The sequence below is a fragment of the Nocardia sp. NPDC057663 genome (assembly GCF_042799895.1).
Lineage (GTDB): Bacteria > Actinomycetota > Actinomycetes > Mycobacteriales > Mycobacteriaceae > Nocardia.
The window spans coordinates 9046-26011 of the sequence record NZ_JBHVHX010000041.1 but is presented as its reverse complement, the minus strand read 5'-3'; the positions used below and the strand labels follow the sequence as shown (position 1 = coordinate 26011).

Annotated in this window: 8 protein-coding genes; all 8 read left to right on the top strand. The window is 65.0% G+C overall.

Annotated features, from left to right (window positions below):
* Window positions 1-2129, top strand: a 2129-nt coding sequence (locus tag ACFVAV_RS35400; protein WP_379040062.1) for a tetratricopeptide repeat protein, incomplete at its 5' end; no start/stop codon positions are given.
* Window positions 2116-3480 carry an esterase/lipase family protein gene (locus ACFVAV_RS35395; RefSeq protein WP_379040060.1) on the top strand — a complete coding sequence of 455 codons (1365 nt, stop codon included), beginning with the start codon at window positions 2116-2118 and terminating at the stop codon, window positions 3478-3480. The genes ACFVAV_RS35400 and ACFVAV_RS35395, both read left to right, overlap by 14 nt.
* A 560-nt stretch (window positions 3481-4040) precedes the next feature.
* The gene (locus tag ACFVAV_RS35390) at window positions 4041-5042 is read left to right on the top strand and encodes a hypothetical protein (protein WP_379040059.1); all 1002 of its coding nucleotides are present in this window, start codon (window positions 4041-4043) and stop codon (window positions 5040-5042) included.
* Between the two features lie 1258 nt (window positions 5043-6300).
* Window positions 6301-7788 carry an esterase/lipase family protein gene (locus ACFVAV_RS35385; protein WP_379040058.1) on the top strand — a complete coding sequence of 496 codons (1488 nt, stop codon included), beginning with the start codon at window positions 6301-6303 and terminating at the stop codon, window positions 7786-7788.
* Window positions 7785-12011, top strand: a complete 4227-nt coding sequence (locus ACFVAV_RS35380) for a hypothetical protein (protein WP_379040057.1) — start codon at window positions 7785-7787, stop codon at window positions 12009-12011. The genes ACFVAV_RS35385 and ACFVAV_RS35380 overlap by 4 nt, the downstream gene beginning before the upstream one ends.
* A gap of 478 nt (window positions 12012-12489) precedes the next feature.
* Window positions 12490-12789 carry a hypothetical protein gene (locus ACFVAV_RS35375; protein ID WP_379040055.1) on the top strand — a complete coding sequence of 100 codons (300 nt, stop codon included), beginning with the start codon at window positions 12490-12492 and terminating at the stop codon, window positions 12787-12789.
* Between the two features lie 307 nt (window positions 12790-13096).
* The gene (locus ACFVAV_RS35370; RefSeq protein WP_379040053.1) at window positions 13097-15247 is read left to right on the top strand and encodes an AAA family ATPase; all 2151 of its coding nucleotides are present in this window, start codon (window positions 13097-13099) and stop codon (window positions 15245-15247) included.
* Window positions 15244-16966 (top strand): WD40 repeat domain-containing protein (locus tag ACFVAV_RS35365; protein WP_379040051.1); only part of this gene is annotated, 1723 nt, incomplete at its 3' end. The genes ACFVAV_RS35370 and ACFVAV_RS35365, both read left to right, overlap by 4 nt.

Sequence of the window (16966 nt, the reverse complement as noted above, 5' to 3'; positions counted from 1 at the left end):
GCATCGAAGCAGTACCACCCGCCGAAAGGGCCGTCACCCTCTACCGGCAACTGGCCACCGACAAACCCACCTACAAACCCAACCTCGCCGGTGCGCTTGTCAACCTCGGAGCGTGCTACAGCGGGGTCGGACGCCGCATCGAAGCAGTACCACCCGCCGAAAGGGCCGTCACCCTCTACCGGCAACTGGCCGCCGAATACCCCGCTTACCAACCCGACCTCGCCGGCACGCTCACCAACCTTGGAACCTGCTACAGCGGGGTCGGCCGCCGCACCGACGCAGTACCACCCGCTGAGGAAGCCGTCACCTTGTACCGGGAACTGGCCGCGGAAAACCCTGCCTACCAACCCAACTTCGCCATGGCCCTGAACAGCCTCGGCATCCGCTACAGCGAGGTCGGGCGCCTCACCGAGGCGGTACAAACCGCTGACGAGGCCGTCACCCTCTACCGGGAACTGGCTGCCGAGAACCCAGGCTACCAACCCAACCTCGCCGGGGCCCTCACCAATCTCGCTGCCTGCTACAGCGAGGTAGACCGCCGCACCGAAGCAGTACCACCCGGGGAAGAGGCCGTCACCCTCTACCGACAACTGGCCACCGAAAACCCGGCCTATCAACCCAACCTCGCCGGCGCCCTCAACAACCTCGGGAACTGCTACAGCGAGGTCGGCCGCCGCACCGACGCAGTACCACCTGCTGAGGAAGCCGTCGCCATTCGCCGGGAGCTGGCCGTGGAGAACCCGGCCTACCAACCCAATCTTGCCATGGCCCTGAACAATCTCGGCATCCGCTACAGCGAGGTCGACCGCCTCACAGACGCCGTACCACCTACCGAAGAAGCCGTCACCCTCTACCGGCAACTGGCCCCCCAGAACCCCGCACATCTACCCGGCCTCGCTATGGCCCTGAACAACCTCGGCATCCGCTACGGCGAGATCGACCGCCTCCCCGAAGCTGTACCACCTGCCGAAGAAGCCGTCACCCTCTACCAGCAACTGGCCACCGAAAACCCCTCACGTCTACCCGACCTCGCCAGCGGCCTGAACAACCTCATGCTTCGGTTGTCTCAGGTGAATCGCGATGATCAGGCAGATGTCGTGTGGCAGGAAGTGATCGAGTCGCAAGCGGGATTCGGGCAGATGTATCTGTTGTTGTCGCGTGCATGCTCTGTACCCGAGGGGGATCTGCGGGCAGTGTGCTGGCTGGTGCGCGCTGAGATCGAGGGTGCGGCGGATCCAGCATCAGCTGCTGCCATCCACGATTGTGCGCGGGAACATCGCCGTGCCGATCCCGAGACATGGGACCGGCACTGGAGCACCGCCTCTGCAGCACCGCTTCCAGCATGGCTGCTCGTGGACCCGGAACTGCTCGAAGTGGCTAGCGCGTGGGTCGCAACCAGCACCTACTACGCCGAACACACCTACCTGCTCGAGCACCCCGAACTGCTCACGGACAGCTGCGATGTCGCGGTCGAGGAAGCACTCCTCGACACCGCTGATTCCGACCGATACATCCAGCTACGGGCTACCGCCCACGAACACGGCATCACCGCCGCCTACGAACCCGTCTTCCGCGCTCTCACCCTCCAACAGTTCCTGGCGGCCGAACCCCAGCAGCAACGCGACCTACTGACCGAGCATCCCCACCGCCTGCTCCACGACGACACCTGGCAGCAGCTGAACGACCTCATCGACGCCGACCCCGATGATCCACGCCCACTTCGCGCGGCGGCATTGATCGACCTCGCCGCCCACGACACTGGTACCGCGACCCTGCCTGACACTTTCGATGCCCTCGACGACCCCACCCTGTTTCCTGCACTGCTGGCCGCCGCCGCCCGCTCCAACACCGCCTCCTATCTCCTCGGGCCAGTCGCGCAACTGGCTTACCTGTGTGCCGAAACAGTCGAGAGAGCCGCCGACGCAACCGTATACATGGCGTGTGCCTTCGTGATCACCTCCGACCCTGGCAATACAGACGCCAGCGAACATCTGCAGCACGCGATAGGACTGGCCCCGCACCGCCGTGCCGACTGGATCACTCTGCTCGCAGACCTTGCCACCGTTCATCCCACGCTCGTGTCGCTGATCCCTCTCCTGGCCAAGGAATCCACCGATGTCCAAGAATGACCTGATCGTGGTGCTGCCCGGCATCATGGGCTCCACCCTCACCCAGCACGGCAAGCCCATCTGGAAACCCTCCGCCGGTGCAGTCCTGCACGCGATCTCCACCCTCGGGCGCAGCATCAAAGAACTCCGGCTCCCCGACGGAATCGGCGACAACCGCCCCGGCGACGGAGTCACACCAGTCGCCCTGATGCCGGACCTGCACGTGATCCCCGGCCTGTGGACACCCATTCACGGCTATACCCGTCTACTCGCACACCTGGACCGGCTCGTCGAGACCGGCGGGATCGGGAAAGTGGTCGCCTTTCCATACGATTGGCGGCTGTCGAACCGCTACAACGCCACCCGCCTCGCCCGTGTCGTCGCCGACGAACTCGGCGCCTGGCGCGACAGCCACCCCACCCGCGCCGACGCGCGCGTGGTGTTCGTCTGTCACTCCATGGGTGGCCTCATCGCCCGCCATTACATCGAACACCACGGCGGCGCCGAGCACACCAGAGCACTCATCACCGTCGGCACCCCCTACCGCGGAGCCGCCAAAGCCGTCGACCAACTCGTCAACGGCGTCCGAAAGAACATCGGCCCCTTCGGCATCGACGTCACCGACTTCGCCCGCAGCCTGCCCTCCACCCACCAGCTACTGCCCGACTACGCCTGCATCGACCACGCGGGTGCCCTGCATCGCCTCGACGAAATCACCATCCCCGAACTCGATTCCCGCATGCTCGCCGACGGACTGGCCTTCCACACCGAACTCACCACCGCCGAGACCAACCGCCCCGCCGGACGCGAAACCACCCACGCCATCATCGGCGTCCGCCAAACCACCGCCACCACCCTGCGTCTCGACAACGGGCGTCTGGAACCCCTCGACACCATCGACGGCAACAACGACTACGGCGATGCCACCGTCCCCCTCGCTGGCGCGCTCCGACACGACCTGGCCCCCGACACCAACCGCATCCGCCGTGTCGTCGAAAACCACGGCGCACTCCAGAACCACCCCGCCGTCCTCGACGAGATCGAATCCATCCTCACCGCCCCCGTACGCCGCCGCGCACCGGACACCATCCCCGTCCGCGTCACCGCACCCGAACTCCTCACGACGGGGGAACCACTCACCGCCACGATCGACATCGAACCCGGCGACCGCCGCACACCCGCCATCCAGGCCCAACTCATCTCCGAAAGCGGCGCCCACACCCATCCCACCCAACAACCCCGCATCCGCAACAACCACGCCCACGTCACTTTTCCGCCACCCCCTCCTGGCGCACACACCCTCCTGATCACAGGCACGACCACACCCACCCTCGTCACCCCCGTCACCCATACCCTGCTGGTCTGGCAGTGACACCATCAGCGCACAGATCAAATTCGCGGACATCGCGGGAAACGTCGATGTGCCCGTCGAGGTACATCGGCAATGGGAACGGAGCCACCGCGCGCAGCTGACGCGGTGGTTCTATCGTCCTAGCTGGGCAGTGGCGCGCCGCTGACGGGCCGTCAGTGTTCCGCGCGCTGCGTTGCGGTTAGGCGGTTAGGGTTTGGCCGACGAGTGCGATCCGGTAGTTCGTCACAGTGCCGAAGGCGCCCGCGAAGGGCACCGTGGACATCGGTCACCGCGATGGGGCGATCGTCTACCAAAAGCCAGCGAGACAACGGAAACCACCTTGTCGCAGTGGAACCGAGGTCGTGGGTGTCTACGACCGCAAGACCCACACCGCGACGAACTCCGCACGCACAGCATCGAAGTCCTCGTCATCGTTGGCTCCACACAGGGCCGGGACAGCGGCAGTAGCACCGAATGACTGCGCCCCTGACGGTTTCGGTCGGAATCAAGATCAGCTCCTAGACTGATCAGGTGCCGTCCAGGCGACGGAAGCGACATTGATCCAGTTCGAGGGGGAAACGATGAGGCCTGTCCGCATGGCCACCATGGCGATATTGATGGCGATCGGCCTCGCCGGTTGCGCGACCCAAGCCCCCGGCGATCCGCAGCCCGCGGCCGCACCGCAATATCCGGACTTCCTCGGTCCTAAGATCGTGTCCAAGCTGGCCTACCTCGACAGCTTGCGAACGATCGACCCCTGCGGCTACCTCGACCCGGCCGCCCTCGACCGGATCGCGCGGCCCGCCTCTATCGGCGCCGACGGCGAGTACAACTCCTGTACCGCCGCGTTCGGCACCGAAGTCGGGCCCAAACGCATCGCCAAAGTCGAATTCGACATGGGAATGATCAACCAACCGGGATTCGGTACACCGGTCGATGTCAACGGCACCACCATCCGCGTCGCCGATGCCGGCGGCGAATTCTGCAGCGCCCACCTCAAGTTCGATGATCAGCAGGCCGTCGCAATCCGGGTATTCACCGCCCCGCTCGCGCCCCGCGCCGACCTATGTCCCGAAGCCATCGACATCGCCACAGCATCGATCCCGCTGCTCGGCACCCGACCATCACGCGCCGGATCAACCCACGCACACATCGACACCCGGCTATCGCGACTCGACGCGTGCGATGTGCTGCAAACACTCGGCCAAGGCCATCCCGACCTCGACGCCGGAGGACTCAATCCCTGGGGATGCTGGTTCCGGCTCGACCGCAGCGACGAATCCACCCAGCAGCAGATCGCGTTCCTGCGCGCCACCGACACCCACATCGGGAAGGGAATGAGCGGTGACGAGCTGACCGAGATCGGCGGCTTCCCGGCCAAATATCTGGCCGGGACCGGCCGGTACTCGGCGAGCTGTGAGCTGATGGTCGGTGTCGATGCTCAACGACGGACCAAACGAGAGCGAATCACCGGCCCCGACATCGACATCGAGCTGATCCGGATCAACACCACAGGTGGCGGCTGCGACAACGCCAAAGCGACTGCCACCGAACTGGTCCGCCTGTACAAACTCCTCGGCTGACACCGCGCCCACCGCGCCTCCGATGACGTCGAGAGATGCGATGCCAATCTGGCCTCCGATACGGCCCGCTTACCGGAGGCTAGGCCTCCACTGCCATATTGACGTGCTCGGCGGGCCTGCGGTTGACGACACTCCATGGATCCGAACCGGCCCGCCCGCAAGCTAGAACGCCGAATGCCCCGCACTCTTGCATTGCTAGTCCGGGGCATTCGTGATTGAGTAATCGGCTGCGCACAGGCTCTGACACAAAGCTAAATGGTTGGCTCTTCGAGTGTAGGCATGGCGGGATGGGCTGCGAAATCGGCCACGGAAGCAGGAACGTGGGATCAGACCCACTCGACGGCTGCAGGGGCGGCGGCACCCCGCCCAAGTTCGCCGTCGATCGAAGGAGCCGGGAACGCGACGCACGCGGAGCACCGACTTGGGGGCGCGCGCCCGAGATCAGCCCGGGTGCATCCCCGCTCGCGCGGGGAGCATCAGTGGCGCACGCCGTCGCCCCCCTTCGCCCCAGGTCCCACCCCCGATCGCGCGGGGAGCACGTCGCCCATCAGCTCATCGAGGGCAAGGCTCGGGCTCATCCCGCTCGCGCGGGAAGCACAACTATTTCACCTGCGTGTTTGCACGCCGAACACCCGATCTACATTCACTTTCGATCAACCACTACCAACAAACGCCAACAGTTCCACCACGTGCATACACCCACACGCCGGACGAGCCAGCCGGCCGCGCCGACCCTCGGAGCACTCGTCAGTGCCGAGCATAAGTCTCCGACCACCACCATCCGCAGACACACCCACAATGCCCATCGCCACATGCACAGCTGCTACCCGCAGCACCGACCGCAGCAGCTCGCCGTCGACCGACCCCGCTCATCGCTCGCAATCCGTGCGCGGAACCCAAGTTGTCCAAGCGGATTGCACGCGAGGTCGACCACCACAGCGAAGACCAATTCGAGCACGTCGACGAACGGCCCGCACCGCGCTGGCGCGTGTGACCGGTGTCGGGGAGATGGCGAGGCACGGTGCGCACGGTGCGCTAACTGTCGGCCACATCAACTAAGACACGGGCGCGGTGTCGATCACGAAGGCGTACAAGCGGGCCAACCGCAGGCTCTGGATGGGCGGCCCGTCGGCGAACTGCCTCGATCGTCGTCGCGGCAATCGCGAGCGGCAATCGCGAGCGGCAATGACGAACAGCGCACGTGTACCAAACCTCCTGTAGGCCACACGAATCCCCCCACACAGTCCGCTCATGGGCGATGATGACCAGTGTGTCGCACGAATGGGTGTTTCCCGCAGCGCAACCCGACGACCTGCCGCCCCAGCGAAGGCGCGACGACTCGATAGTTATTGATCCACACTATGTTTCGAATCGAGTGATCGATGACGTTGTGGTTGTCGTGCCGGGGGTCATGGGCACCGAGCTCATCGACTCGGCGACAGGCAAGAAGCTATGGGGATTGGATCCACATCTGATCGCACGAATGTGGACGGCGCCGACAGAGCGGCTGGCCCCGCTGGCCGTCGACCCCGACCGCACGACGGTGAAGCCCGGACGACTACTGCGGGTACCGACTTTCGCGCCCTTCCTGCGCGGGATCGATCCGTACACGAAGCTCGTGAAGGCACTTGAGGGCATCGTCCGGCATCCGGCCGCGGTCTCGCAGTTCGGCTATGACTGGCGGCTGCCCGTGCGATACAACGCAGGCTTGCTCGCCGAGCACATCGACGCACACGCGTCTTGGTGGCGGCGGGTATCCGACCGCTCTGACGCGCGAGTGCATCTCGTCGCGCACTCGATGGGTGGACTGCTGTGCCACGAACTGTCCACGGACTCGGGAGCGACCGACTCCATCGGCACGATCATTACCCTCGGCACCCCTTTCGCGGGCGCCGCGAAGGCAGCAGTTATGCTCGCGACGGGGAAGGGAGCGAGGTTGCCCGCGCGTCAGCTCCAGCAGATAGCGGTAACGATGCCCGGCATCTACGACCTGTTGCCGAGCTATCGTTGCGTGGACGTCGGTACCGATGTGCGGCGTCTGACCTCGGACGACATCGCGACTCACGGCGGCCGCCGTGACCTCGCCGACGACGCTCTAGCCCACCGCGCCGCCCGCGCCGCGGTTTCGCTGCCAGGCCATCGGCCGCTGGTCGGGGTCGAGCAAGCGACGACGTGTTCGCTGCGCATCGACGGAGATTTTGTCGAGGGGTTACGCCACGTCTTCGATGTCGACAGCGCTGGGGAGCTGGTGCGTGACAACGCTGGTGAGCTTCGACGTTTCGGGGGACTCGGTGACGGAACGGTACCCCGGAACTCCGCATTGCCGCCCCGAAGTGCAGTGCGACAGCACGGCGGGCCGGAGGTGGTACCGCTGCCGCAGCAGCATGGCCCGATCGCCAAGACCGACGAGGCGATTGCATTCGTGATAGACGTTCTGCTCCATCGCGAGAGGGACCTCGGACCGCGTCTCGGTGAGGGTGAGATCGGCATCGACACCCCTGACATCGTCACAGTTGGTGAGGAATTCGACTTCGCGGTCGAGGGCGCAGCGAAGCCGAACGACGTCCGCTGCGGGATAAGCGAAGTTGGGACCACGATGCCCCGGCGAGCTGAGGCGCACCGCCGCGATGGCCGACTGGTCGTCTCCACCACTGTGTATACGCCCGGTCTGTACCGGGTGCGGGTAGCGGGAAGCGGGACGTCTCCGGTGGAACAGCTCGTGCTGGCGGTGGACACCGACCAATGATCGACGGTCCTGAGTTCTTCCCGTTGGCGATCGGTTGGTACCGCGAACACGCCGACCTCGATGTTAAGGCCGAACTCGACGCGGTGACCTCAGCGCTGCAAGCATTCAATGTCCGCGTTCAGGACTGGACGGTCAAGATGGACGAACGCGGCGCCGACAACGTCCACAATCGAATCAGTATGTGGCGCAATGCCGACCATCCCGAGACGTTCCTCTACTGGGTAGGGCACGGCTGGACAAACAATGCCGACACTGCAGTGCTGTATCACGCTAATAGCGAGCGAGACAGCGGCGACGTCGGTGTGACGCCTGCCGACATGGCAAAGGCCATCGCAGGCCGACTCTATGACGAGGACATGTGGGCGATCGTCGTGGTCGATGCCTGCGGGTCCAAGCGCTTCATCGAACTGTTGAAGACTGAGCTGCTGCACAAGACAGTCGCCGGGAGATACCTGTTGGTGGGCGGGCTGTCTGGCGAAGGTGCCACCAATCTTGGCCGCTTCAGCCGAGACCTAGACCACCTGCTCAATGTCACGTTTCGAAGCGAGTTCGACATCGAGCTCGGCAAGCTCGCCGACGAGTTCGAACGGCTGAACGCGACAGTCGAACGCAAACGACTCGTCGACATTGTTCTCCGCCGCCGCCACGCCGTCCTCGTCAACAGCGCGCTCGACGTCACCGCCGAACTGGAAACCGCCCTATCGCAGCTCAGCGACGACGAACTGCGCCACTTCCTGCCGAAAGCGCACGGCGGCGAACTGCCATTCAAGGAAACAGTGCTCGGCGAGCAATCCTGGTACTTCGAAGGACGCAAGTCCGAAACCCGTCACATCATCGACTGGCTCGCCACGGCGCAACGGGGGGCGCTCGTTGTCACCGGGCCTGCCGGATCGGGAAAATCAGCCCTGCTTGGACATCTAGTGGTCCACAGCAACCCGACCCTACGCACCGCCTTGTCAAGAGCCGGTGTGCTTGAGGAAGTGGCGGAGGGCGACCGCCCAAGCGACGGGGCATTCGACCTCGTTCTCCACCTGACCGGCACATCACCAGAGGAGATCGTCACTCGTATAGCCGAGGGTATCGGGGCTGGCGAACCACCGTCGGGATCAGTCTCGGAGTCGACCCGATGGCTGTGCGAGCAGTTCGTCGACCGGCGGCTGACGACCATTCTTGTCGACGCGCTTGACGAGGCTATTGATCCGCTGACCGTGGCGCGGGTGGTACTTGGCGACATTGCGGGTGTGTCGACTGTTCGGCTGCTAATTGGGACAAGGCCGAGCACGCACGAAGGTCCCGACTATCCAGCTCCAGACGCGAACCTGCTCGACGCACTCGGCTCAACTGCCATCCATCTGCGTATCGACCGCGATGACACAGCTATCGAACGCTATGTCGCGCGGCGGCTGCATCGGACACGCGGCACGCTCGCCGTCTCAGTCGACGCCGCCGGGTTTGCGCGTGCGGTGCGCGAGAAACAACGTCAATTCCTGTTCGCTCGATTGGCAGTGCACGAGGTACTAGCAGACCGCCGCTGGCACGATCCATCCACTTGGGACGCTCTGCTCGGACAAGACCACCAACATCTTTTCGGAGTCGCAGTCGACCGGCTGGCCGGGCTACACCCGAGTCACCGACCGCTTCTGCGCGCACTGGCGTTCGCCCGGGGCCGCGGCGTCCCGGACCAAGGGGGACTGTGGGTCACCCTGGCGCATGCACTTGAGCCCGGGCTGGACGTCAGCGAGGACGATGTTCAGCGGCTCGTCAACGATGCCGCGCCCTCCGTCCTGGGCGACCGCGAACACGGCCAGACCGTATATCGGCTCGCGCACCGAACGTTCGCCGAGTTCTTCACCCGTCAGACCAATCTCACAAACGTGGACTGCCAAGCGAATTCGGCAATCTTGCAAGCCCTTATCAAAGCGGCGTCTGCCGACCTCAGCGCCATGGTCAACGGCTCCAAGTCGCTGAATCCCTATCTGACTCACTTCCTCTCCGCGCACGCAGGATTCGCTGGAGAGCGTGGTTGGCACCAACTCGACGAAAACCGGGATGTTCTCATCGCGCTGGACCCCGAGTCAGTCGCCCAAGACGTGCAGCGGTACGCATTCGGACGCCTGACACTCCCGTCCGCGATCAGCGGAGTGCTTGTTTCTTGGCAGCTTCTTCAGCGCGCCGATGTACGGGACCGGGGTTTGGTGCTTCAGATTGCCATCGCGCAGATCTTGGCGACCACGGTTGAGGTTGGCGGGCTGAAGGAGAACTACTACCGGGCCAACCTGCGATGGGCAGCTCTCACGAGAGTCGCCCCGCATCGCGTCCTTGCGCATACCAGCCCAGTGAATTCCGTCGCTGCGGTGCCGTTATCGAATGGTCGAACCCTCGTAGCCTCAGGCAGCGGCGATGGCACGGTACGTTTGTGGGATCCGGTAACAGGACATCCCGTTGGGGAACCGCTCACTGGCCACACCAGCGAGGTATACGTGGTCGCTGCGGTGATGTTGCCCAATGGTCGGAGTTTGCTCGCCTCAGGCAGCATCGATGCGACCGTACGGTTGTGGGATCCGGCTACCGGCCGCTCAGTTGGGGAACCCCTCACCGGCCACGTAGGCTCGGTCAACGCGATTGCGGCAGTGCCATTGCCCGATGGCCGGACCCTGCTGGCCACCGGCAGCACAGATGCAATAGTTCGCTTGTGGGACCTGCCTACAGGCCGCCCGGTCGGTGCCCCCCTCGCGGGCCATACCGGCTCGGTTAACGCGGTTGCAGCGGTGCCGTTGCCGGACGGCCGGACTTTGTTAGCCTCGGGCAGCATCGATGCGACGGTGCGGTTGTGGGATCCGGCGACTGGACGCTCGATTGGAGAACCCCTCATTGGCCACAGCGGCTCGGTGTTTTCGGTTGCGACGGTTCCGTCGCCCGATGGCCGGACCCTGCTGGCCACCGGCAGCACTGACGCCAAAGTCCGGTTGTGGGACGTGACGACCGGCTATCCGGTCGGAAGGCCCATGACCGGTCACACTGGCTGGGTGCGAACGGTGGCCGCAGTACCGCTGCCAGACGGCCGAAACCTACTGGCCACAGGAAGCAGCGATGCCACGCTGTGGTTGTGGGATCCCGACACAGGTCGTTCGCTCGGCGAGCCCTTGACCGGTCACACTGGCTGGGTGCGAGCGGTTGCGGCGGTGCCAGTGCCGGACGGTCGGACTTTGCTGGCGAGTGGCAGCGACGATGGCACGGTGCGATTGTGGGACCCGGTTGCCGACGACTCGATGGGGGAATCCGTAGCCAGCCACACCGATTGGGTGCGAGCAGTCGTGGCTGTAGCGGCGTTGCCAGATGGCCGAACTCTGCTGGCTACCGGCAGCATAGATGCCACTGTCCGGATGTGGGACGCGACCACCGGCAACCCAGCCGGAGAACCCCTCACCGGCCACACCAGTTCGGTGAACGCGGTCGCGGCGCTGCCGCAACCGGATGGCCGAATTCTGCTGGCCAGCGGCAGCAGCGATCGAAGGGCGCGGTTGTGGGACGCGGACTCAGGCCGCCCAGTCGGCGAACCCCTTTCTGGCCACATTGCCTCGGTGACTGCAGTCGCAATGGTGCCATTGAAGGACCGTGCAACCCTACTGGCGACCGGGAGCGCCGATGACACCGTGCGGTTGTGGGACACGGACTCAGGCCGCCCAGTCGGCGAACCCCTTACTGGCCACGTCGGCTCGGTGAACGCGGTAGTGGCCGTCTCGTGGCCGGATGGTCGGGTCCTGCTGGCTTCGGGCAGCGACGATACGACCGTCCGGTTGTGGGACCCAGCCTCCGGCCGCGCGGTCGGGGAACCCCTCACCGGCCACGTAAGCTGGGTGCGAGCAGTCGCGGCGGTGCCGTTGCCGGATGGTCGGATTCTGCTGGCATCCGGTAGCAACGATATGACGATCCGGTTGTGGGACCCAGCCTCCGGCCGCGCGGTCGGCCAACCCTTAACCGGCCATACCGACCGCGTGAACACGGTTGCAGCGGTGCCGTTGCTGGACGGTCGGACCTTGCTGGCCACTGGCAGCGACGATGCCACGGTGCGATTGTGGCATCTGGCTACAAATGACTCGGCTCAGGACATTCTGACCATCCACATTGGCAGGAGGGTGGAGAACATTTGCGCGGTCGGGTCGAGCTCGCTGGCCGTCGTGTCTCATGGCGGGTTGATGGTCATCAGTCTTGGCAGACTCTGACTGCCTCTACCGGCGGCATGAACCGTCACCGCCCAGCTGTCTTCCTATACCACGCGAACAGCGAGCTGACCAGCCGCCGATGAGGGTGTCATCCCCGGGGATCCTAGCGGGATGTTCGGCCTTGCGCCACAAGCTAATTCGGGAGTGGATATTGTCCAAGCCGCGATCCTTCATCGCGACGTTCCAGTCCTGGATGCGAACGCTGAAGGGCGCAAGCACTGAGGTCAGCGCACCCGAGTTCGGTTTCGACATCTGGTTCGCCGTGTTCGCGGTACCACCCGATCGCCATCGGGTAGAACTCGGGGCCATCGGTCATCGGTAGGTGTCCACCACCATGATGATCTGTTCCACCGCAGAATTCCCGTTACCAGCGACCTCCACCCGGTACAGCCCAGGTTCGTAGACGGTGGCGGATACGACGAGTCGGCAGTCGCGGCTGTGCGCCTCGGCACGTCGGGGCAGGCCGGTGCCGAATTCGGTGACCGCACACCTGATGTGTTGGGCTTGGCCGCTCCCTCGCCCCGATGTCGAATTCCACACCGACGGTGACGATGTCTGGTCTGTCGATGCCGAGATCGCCGTCACCCATGCCACGGAACTCGGCACTGCCGCCGGGGAACTGATCCTGGCGAAGGAGGACCGGATCAAAGTGCATGTGCTGCCTCAGCAGCATGGCCCGATCGCCAAGACCCGGGAGGCGATCGCCTTCGTGGCAGACGTTCTGCTGAACCGTGACGCCGACCTGGGCCCGCAGCGCACGGGCAGTCGCCAGTCGTAGCCGAACTCGAAGACCGCGGCCGGGTGCCGGATGGTGCGCTCGAGCGCGCACAGCTTGGTGTAGGGCTCGATTCCGCGCAGGGACGGCGCGAAAGTCGGTGCCCACAAAGGTATCCGGGCCGCACCGTTGCGCGCTCGGTGTCCACAGCCAGCGGAGTCAGCCGGTTGGTAGGCACGGGTCCGCATCCGTCCGATAAGGTGCCCGGATCCAATCCTCACAGTTTCTTGCTGGTCCCGATATCGATCACCTCGGTGCCCATGATCCCCGGCACGACGATCACCGCGTCATCGATGACTCGGCCCGAACCATGGACTGGGTCAAGGAGTGTCAGCGTCTCACTGCGCCTTCGGCAGACCATCAAATTTCGTTGCGGGAAAGGTCCATTCGTGCGACACAGTCGATATCATCGCCCACAAGCCAACGGGATGGGGGAATTCGCTTGACCGACAATCCTTTCGGCGCGCGCTCCCTGTTCGTCATCGCCGCCCGCAACTACCCCGACGACCCGTTGGGGCGGTTCGCCGCCGGCATCGACAAGCAGATCCGGGTGGTTCAGGACTGGTGGTGCCACGACCAGTTGAAAGACCGAGCCTTCACCGCCCACTGCCGCACCGACGTCACCACCCGGCGCGATATCGAGGACCAAGTGCACGAGCTGGGACTGCGCTCGCTCCCTGCCGAGGATGTCGCGGTCCTGTACGTCACCGGGCACGGGCGTGAAGCCGAGAGCGGGCGCCACTATCTGATGCTGCCGACCACACCCGACGACGAATACACCCATGCCTATCCCAGCGCCGATATCGTCACCGCGATCCTCGGCTCGCAGGCGCAGCACCTGCTGGTCATCGTGAATTCGTGTCACTCGGGCGCCCTGCGTGTCGAGCTTGAGACGCGCCGCAAGGAGTTGTCGCAGGCCCGGCGCGAGCTGTGCTCACTGCATGTGTTCACGGTCGGCGATTTCGACCAGAAGCCCCGCATCCTAGACTTCACCCGGGTGCTCGAGACCGTCCGCACAACGCTGTTGCAGGGTGGATACGCGGAATCGCATCTGAGCATCGGTGATTTCATGCGCGAACTCGCCAAGGCCGCATCATCGTCCGATGCCGACGCCCCGTTCCCGGTCCGAGCCAAGCTCGCGTTCGGTGAGTGGACCGACGACCCACATCTGTGTCTGCCCAACCCTGGATATGTGCCGCCCGACTCGACTGTCGACAACGCTCGACGCCAGGTCGCCGACTCTCGCGCCGAAGTGGACTACTGGCTCGATCGTGCCAGTGGCCGGGTTACCTCCGACGATCCCGGTTGGTACTTCGTCGGTCGACGAAACCTGACCGTGCAGGTCGCGAACTTCCTTCGATTCGGAGTGGGCATGCTCATCGTCACCGGCGCGGCTGGAACCGGGAAGTCGGCGGTCATTGCGCGAGCAGTGACATTGTCCGATCCGAAATTTCGGCGCGACCCGCGCTACGCCCAGGCAGTCGAGACCGCGCCCACCGAATCACTGCCACCATCTGGCTCGGTCGATATTGCTGTCCTGGCACGCCAGAAGAGCGCACCCGCGATCCTCGAACAGATCCTGAACGCCACCGGCATCACGCCGACGGCGACAGACCGCGCGAACACCCAAAGTTTGCGAAATCGCTTGCACGATAGCCTCATCGACATTGGACGGACGGTGACGATCGTGCTGGACGGTCTGGACGAGGCCGTCCAGCCGATGCTACTGCTCCCAGAAGTCGTGAGCCCCCTCGCGGGCTGGCGCGATCAGCACGGGACACACCTGATCCGGTGGGTGATCGGCGTCCGCAGCGACACCTCCGCAGGAACCTCACCGTTCCGTGACGGACACGGCCTGCTGCCTGAACTAACCAAGGTCGCCGCCGCCGACAACGTCACAACGCTGCGCACCGACGGGCCCGAGACAACCAACGACATCGCCGACTACCTAGAAGCCCTGCTGACCAGCGCACCGGCATACCGCGCCGACCGCATGGCACGTATGCAGCTCACGAACCTGGTCACGGACCGAATAGGACTGTCTTTTCTCGACGCCCGCCTCGTCGGCGAACGTCTACGCCGGCTCGATGCACCACAACCACTCGACGACACGACATGGCTGCAGTCACTCTCGGACGGCACAGTCGGGCTGCTGCGCCGCGACATCCACGACGCCGCCTTTGGCCATCACGACGCGGACGCGCTGCTGGCGGTACTGCGTGCCGCCGCGTTTGCCGGCGGCGCCGGGGTTCCGGTCGGCGACATCTGGCCAGTGATGGCGGCCGCCGTTCTCGACCGAGCGCTACCTGACGGCACGATCGACCATGTGCTTGGTGGTCCGCTGATCGGATACCTCACCCGGGATGTGGACGAGCGGATTGTCGCGTATCGGCCCGTGCACGAACGGCTCCGCGAGGTTCTACGGTCCCAACCTGATGCGCTACGAGAAGGACAGCAGTGACATTCCCTGCAGAACCATCCGACGAAGTCGCTGTTCAGGCCAGAATCAGCAAGGCGCTGCGCGCACAGCTGCCATCGTCCGCCGAGGTCCCTCCGCACCCGTATATTCGTCGGGAACTCGTAGCGCATGCGGCGAAAGGCGAGGTGCTCGACGACGAGCACATCCCCGCGTCGTTCCTGCCGTGGGAATCCAGCGGCATGGTGCGCAGCTACGTGGGTATCCCGGCAAAACCGGAGTTCGAAGCCACGACCCTTGCAGCCTGGGCGGGACTAGAACCACTTGTCATTGGCGTAGAACCTTCGTCGCGGGCACTGAGTTTGGATATCGCGATCTCGCCCAATGCACGGCCCGCTGGTGACCAAACAACCAATCTGCGAGTTCGGCGTCTATGGTCACAGTGGCAGGTCGTCAACAATATTGTTGCGCATTTAGGTCGTCCGATAGTCGCGCTGGAGACATTGTCATTGCCGGACGGTCGGACACTGCTGGCCACCGGTAGCCGCGATGACACCGTGCGGTTGTGGGACCCGGTCACCGGTCACCCGGTCGGCCAACCTCTCACTGGCCATACCAACTCGGTGCTCGCGGTCGCGGCAGTGCCCTTGCCGGACGGACGGACGCTGTTGGCCAGCGGCAGCGACGATAAGACTGTGCGGTTGTGGGACCCGGTCGCCGGTCACCCGGTCGGCGAACCACTCACCGGCCACACCCGCTCGGTGCTCGCGGTCGCGGCAGTGCCGCTGCCGGACGGCCGGACACTGCTCGCCACCGGCAGCAGTGATAGTACGGTGCGGTTGTGGGACCCGAGCACAGGTCATCAGGTCGGCCAACCCTTCACCGGCCATCCCAACTCGGTGCTCGCGGTCGCGGCAGTGCCGCTGCCGGACGGCCGGACCCTGCTAGCCACCGGCAGCAGCGATAGGACCGTGCGGTTGTGGGACCCGAGCACCGGCCACCCGGTCTGCCTACCCCTCACCGGCCACACCAGCTGGGTGACCGCGGTCGCGGTTGCGGCGATGCCGTGGCCGGACGGCCGGACCCTGCTAGCCACCGGCAGCTTCGATATGACGGTGCGATTGTGGGACCCGTCCACCGGCCACCAGGTCGGCCAACCCTTCACCGGCCACACCAGCTCGGTAACTGCAATCGCGGCGGTGCCGCTGCCGGACGGACGGACCCTGCTCACCACCGGCAGCGACGATGGCACGGTGCGGTTGTGGGACCCGAGCACCGGCCACCAGGTCGGCCGCCCCCTCACCGGACACACCAGCGTGGTGAGCGCGGTCGCGGCAGTGCCGTTGCCGGACGGACGAACACTGCTCGCCACCGCCAGCCGCGATGGCACCATGCGGTTGTGGGACCCGAGCGCCCGCCACCAGGTGGGCCAACCCCTAACCAGCGACACCAACTCGGTGCTCGCGGTCGCGGCAGTGCCCTTACCTAACGGACGGACACTGCTCGCCACCGGCAGCCGCGATGGCGCTGTGCGATTGTGGGACACAGCCACTGGCCACCCATTCGGGCAAGCCCTCACCGGCCACCGCATCGCGGTAAGGGCGGTCGCGGTGGTGCCGTTGCCGGACGGACGAACACTGCTAGCCACCGGCAGCGACGATGACACCGTGCGATTGTGGGACCCGAGCACCAGCCACCCGGTAGGGCAACCCCTCACCGGCCACACAAACTCGGTGTCCGCGGTCGCAGCAGTGCCGTTACCCG

What these genes read in the sequence shown, in the direction of transcription:
- ACFVAV_RS35395 (WP_379040060.1), top strand. Translation starts at nt 2,116, where the DNA reads ATGTCCAAGAATGACCTGATCGTGGTGCTGCCCGGCATCATGGGCTCC.
- ACFVAV_RS35390 (WP_379040059.1), top strand. Translation starts at nt 4,041, where the DNA reads ATGAGGCCTGTCCGCATGGCCACCATGGCGATATTGATGGCGATCGGC.
- ACFVAV_RS35380 (WP_379040057.1), top strand. Translation starts at nt 7,785, where the DNA reads ATGATCGACGGTCCTGAGTTCTTCCCGTTGGCGATCGGTTGGTACCGC.
- ACFVAV_RS35370 (WP_379040053.1), top strand. Translation starts at nt 13,097, where the DNA reads ATGGACTGGGTCAAGGAGTGTCAGCGTCTCACTGCGCCTTCGGCAGAC.
- ACFVAV_RS35385 (WP_379040058.1), top strand. Translation starts at nt 6,301, where the DNA reads ATGATGACCAGTGTGTCGCACGAATGGGTGTTTCCCGCAGCGCAACCC.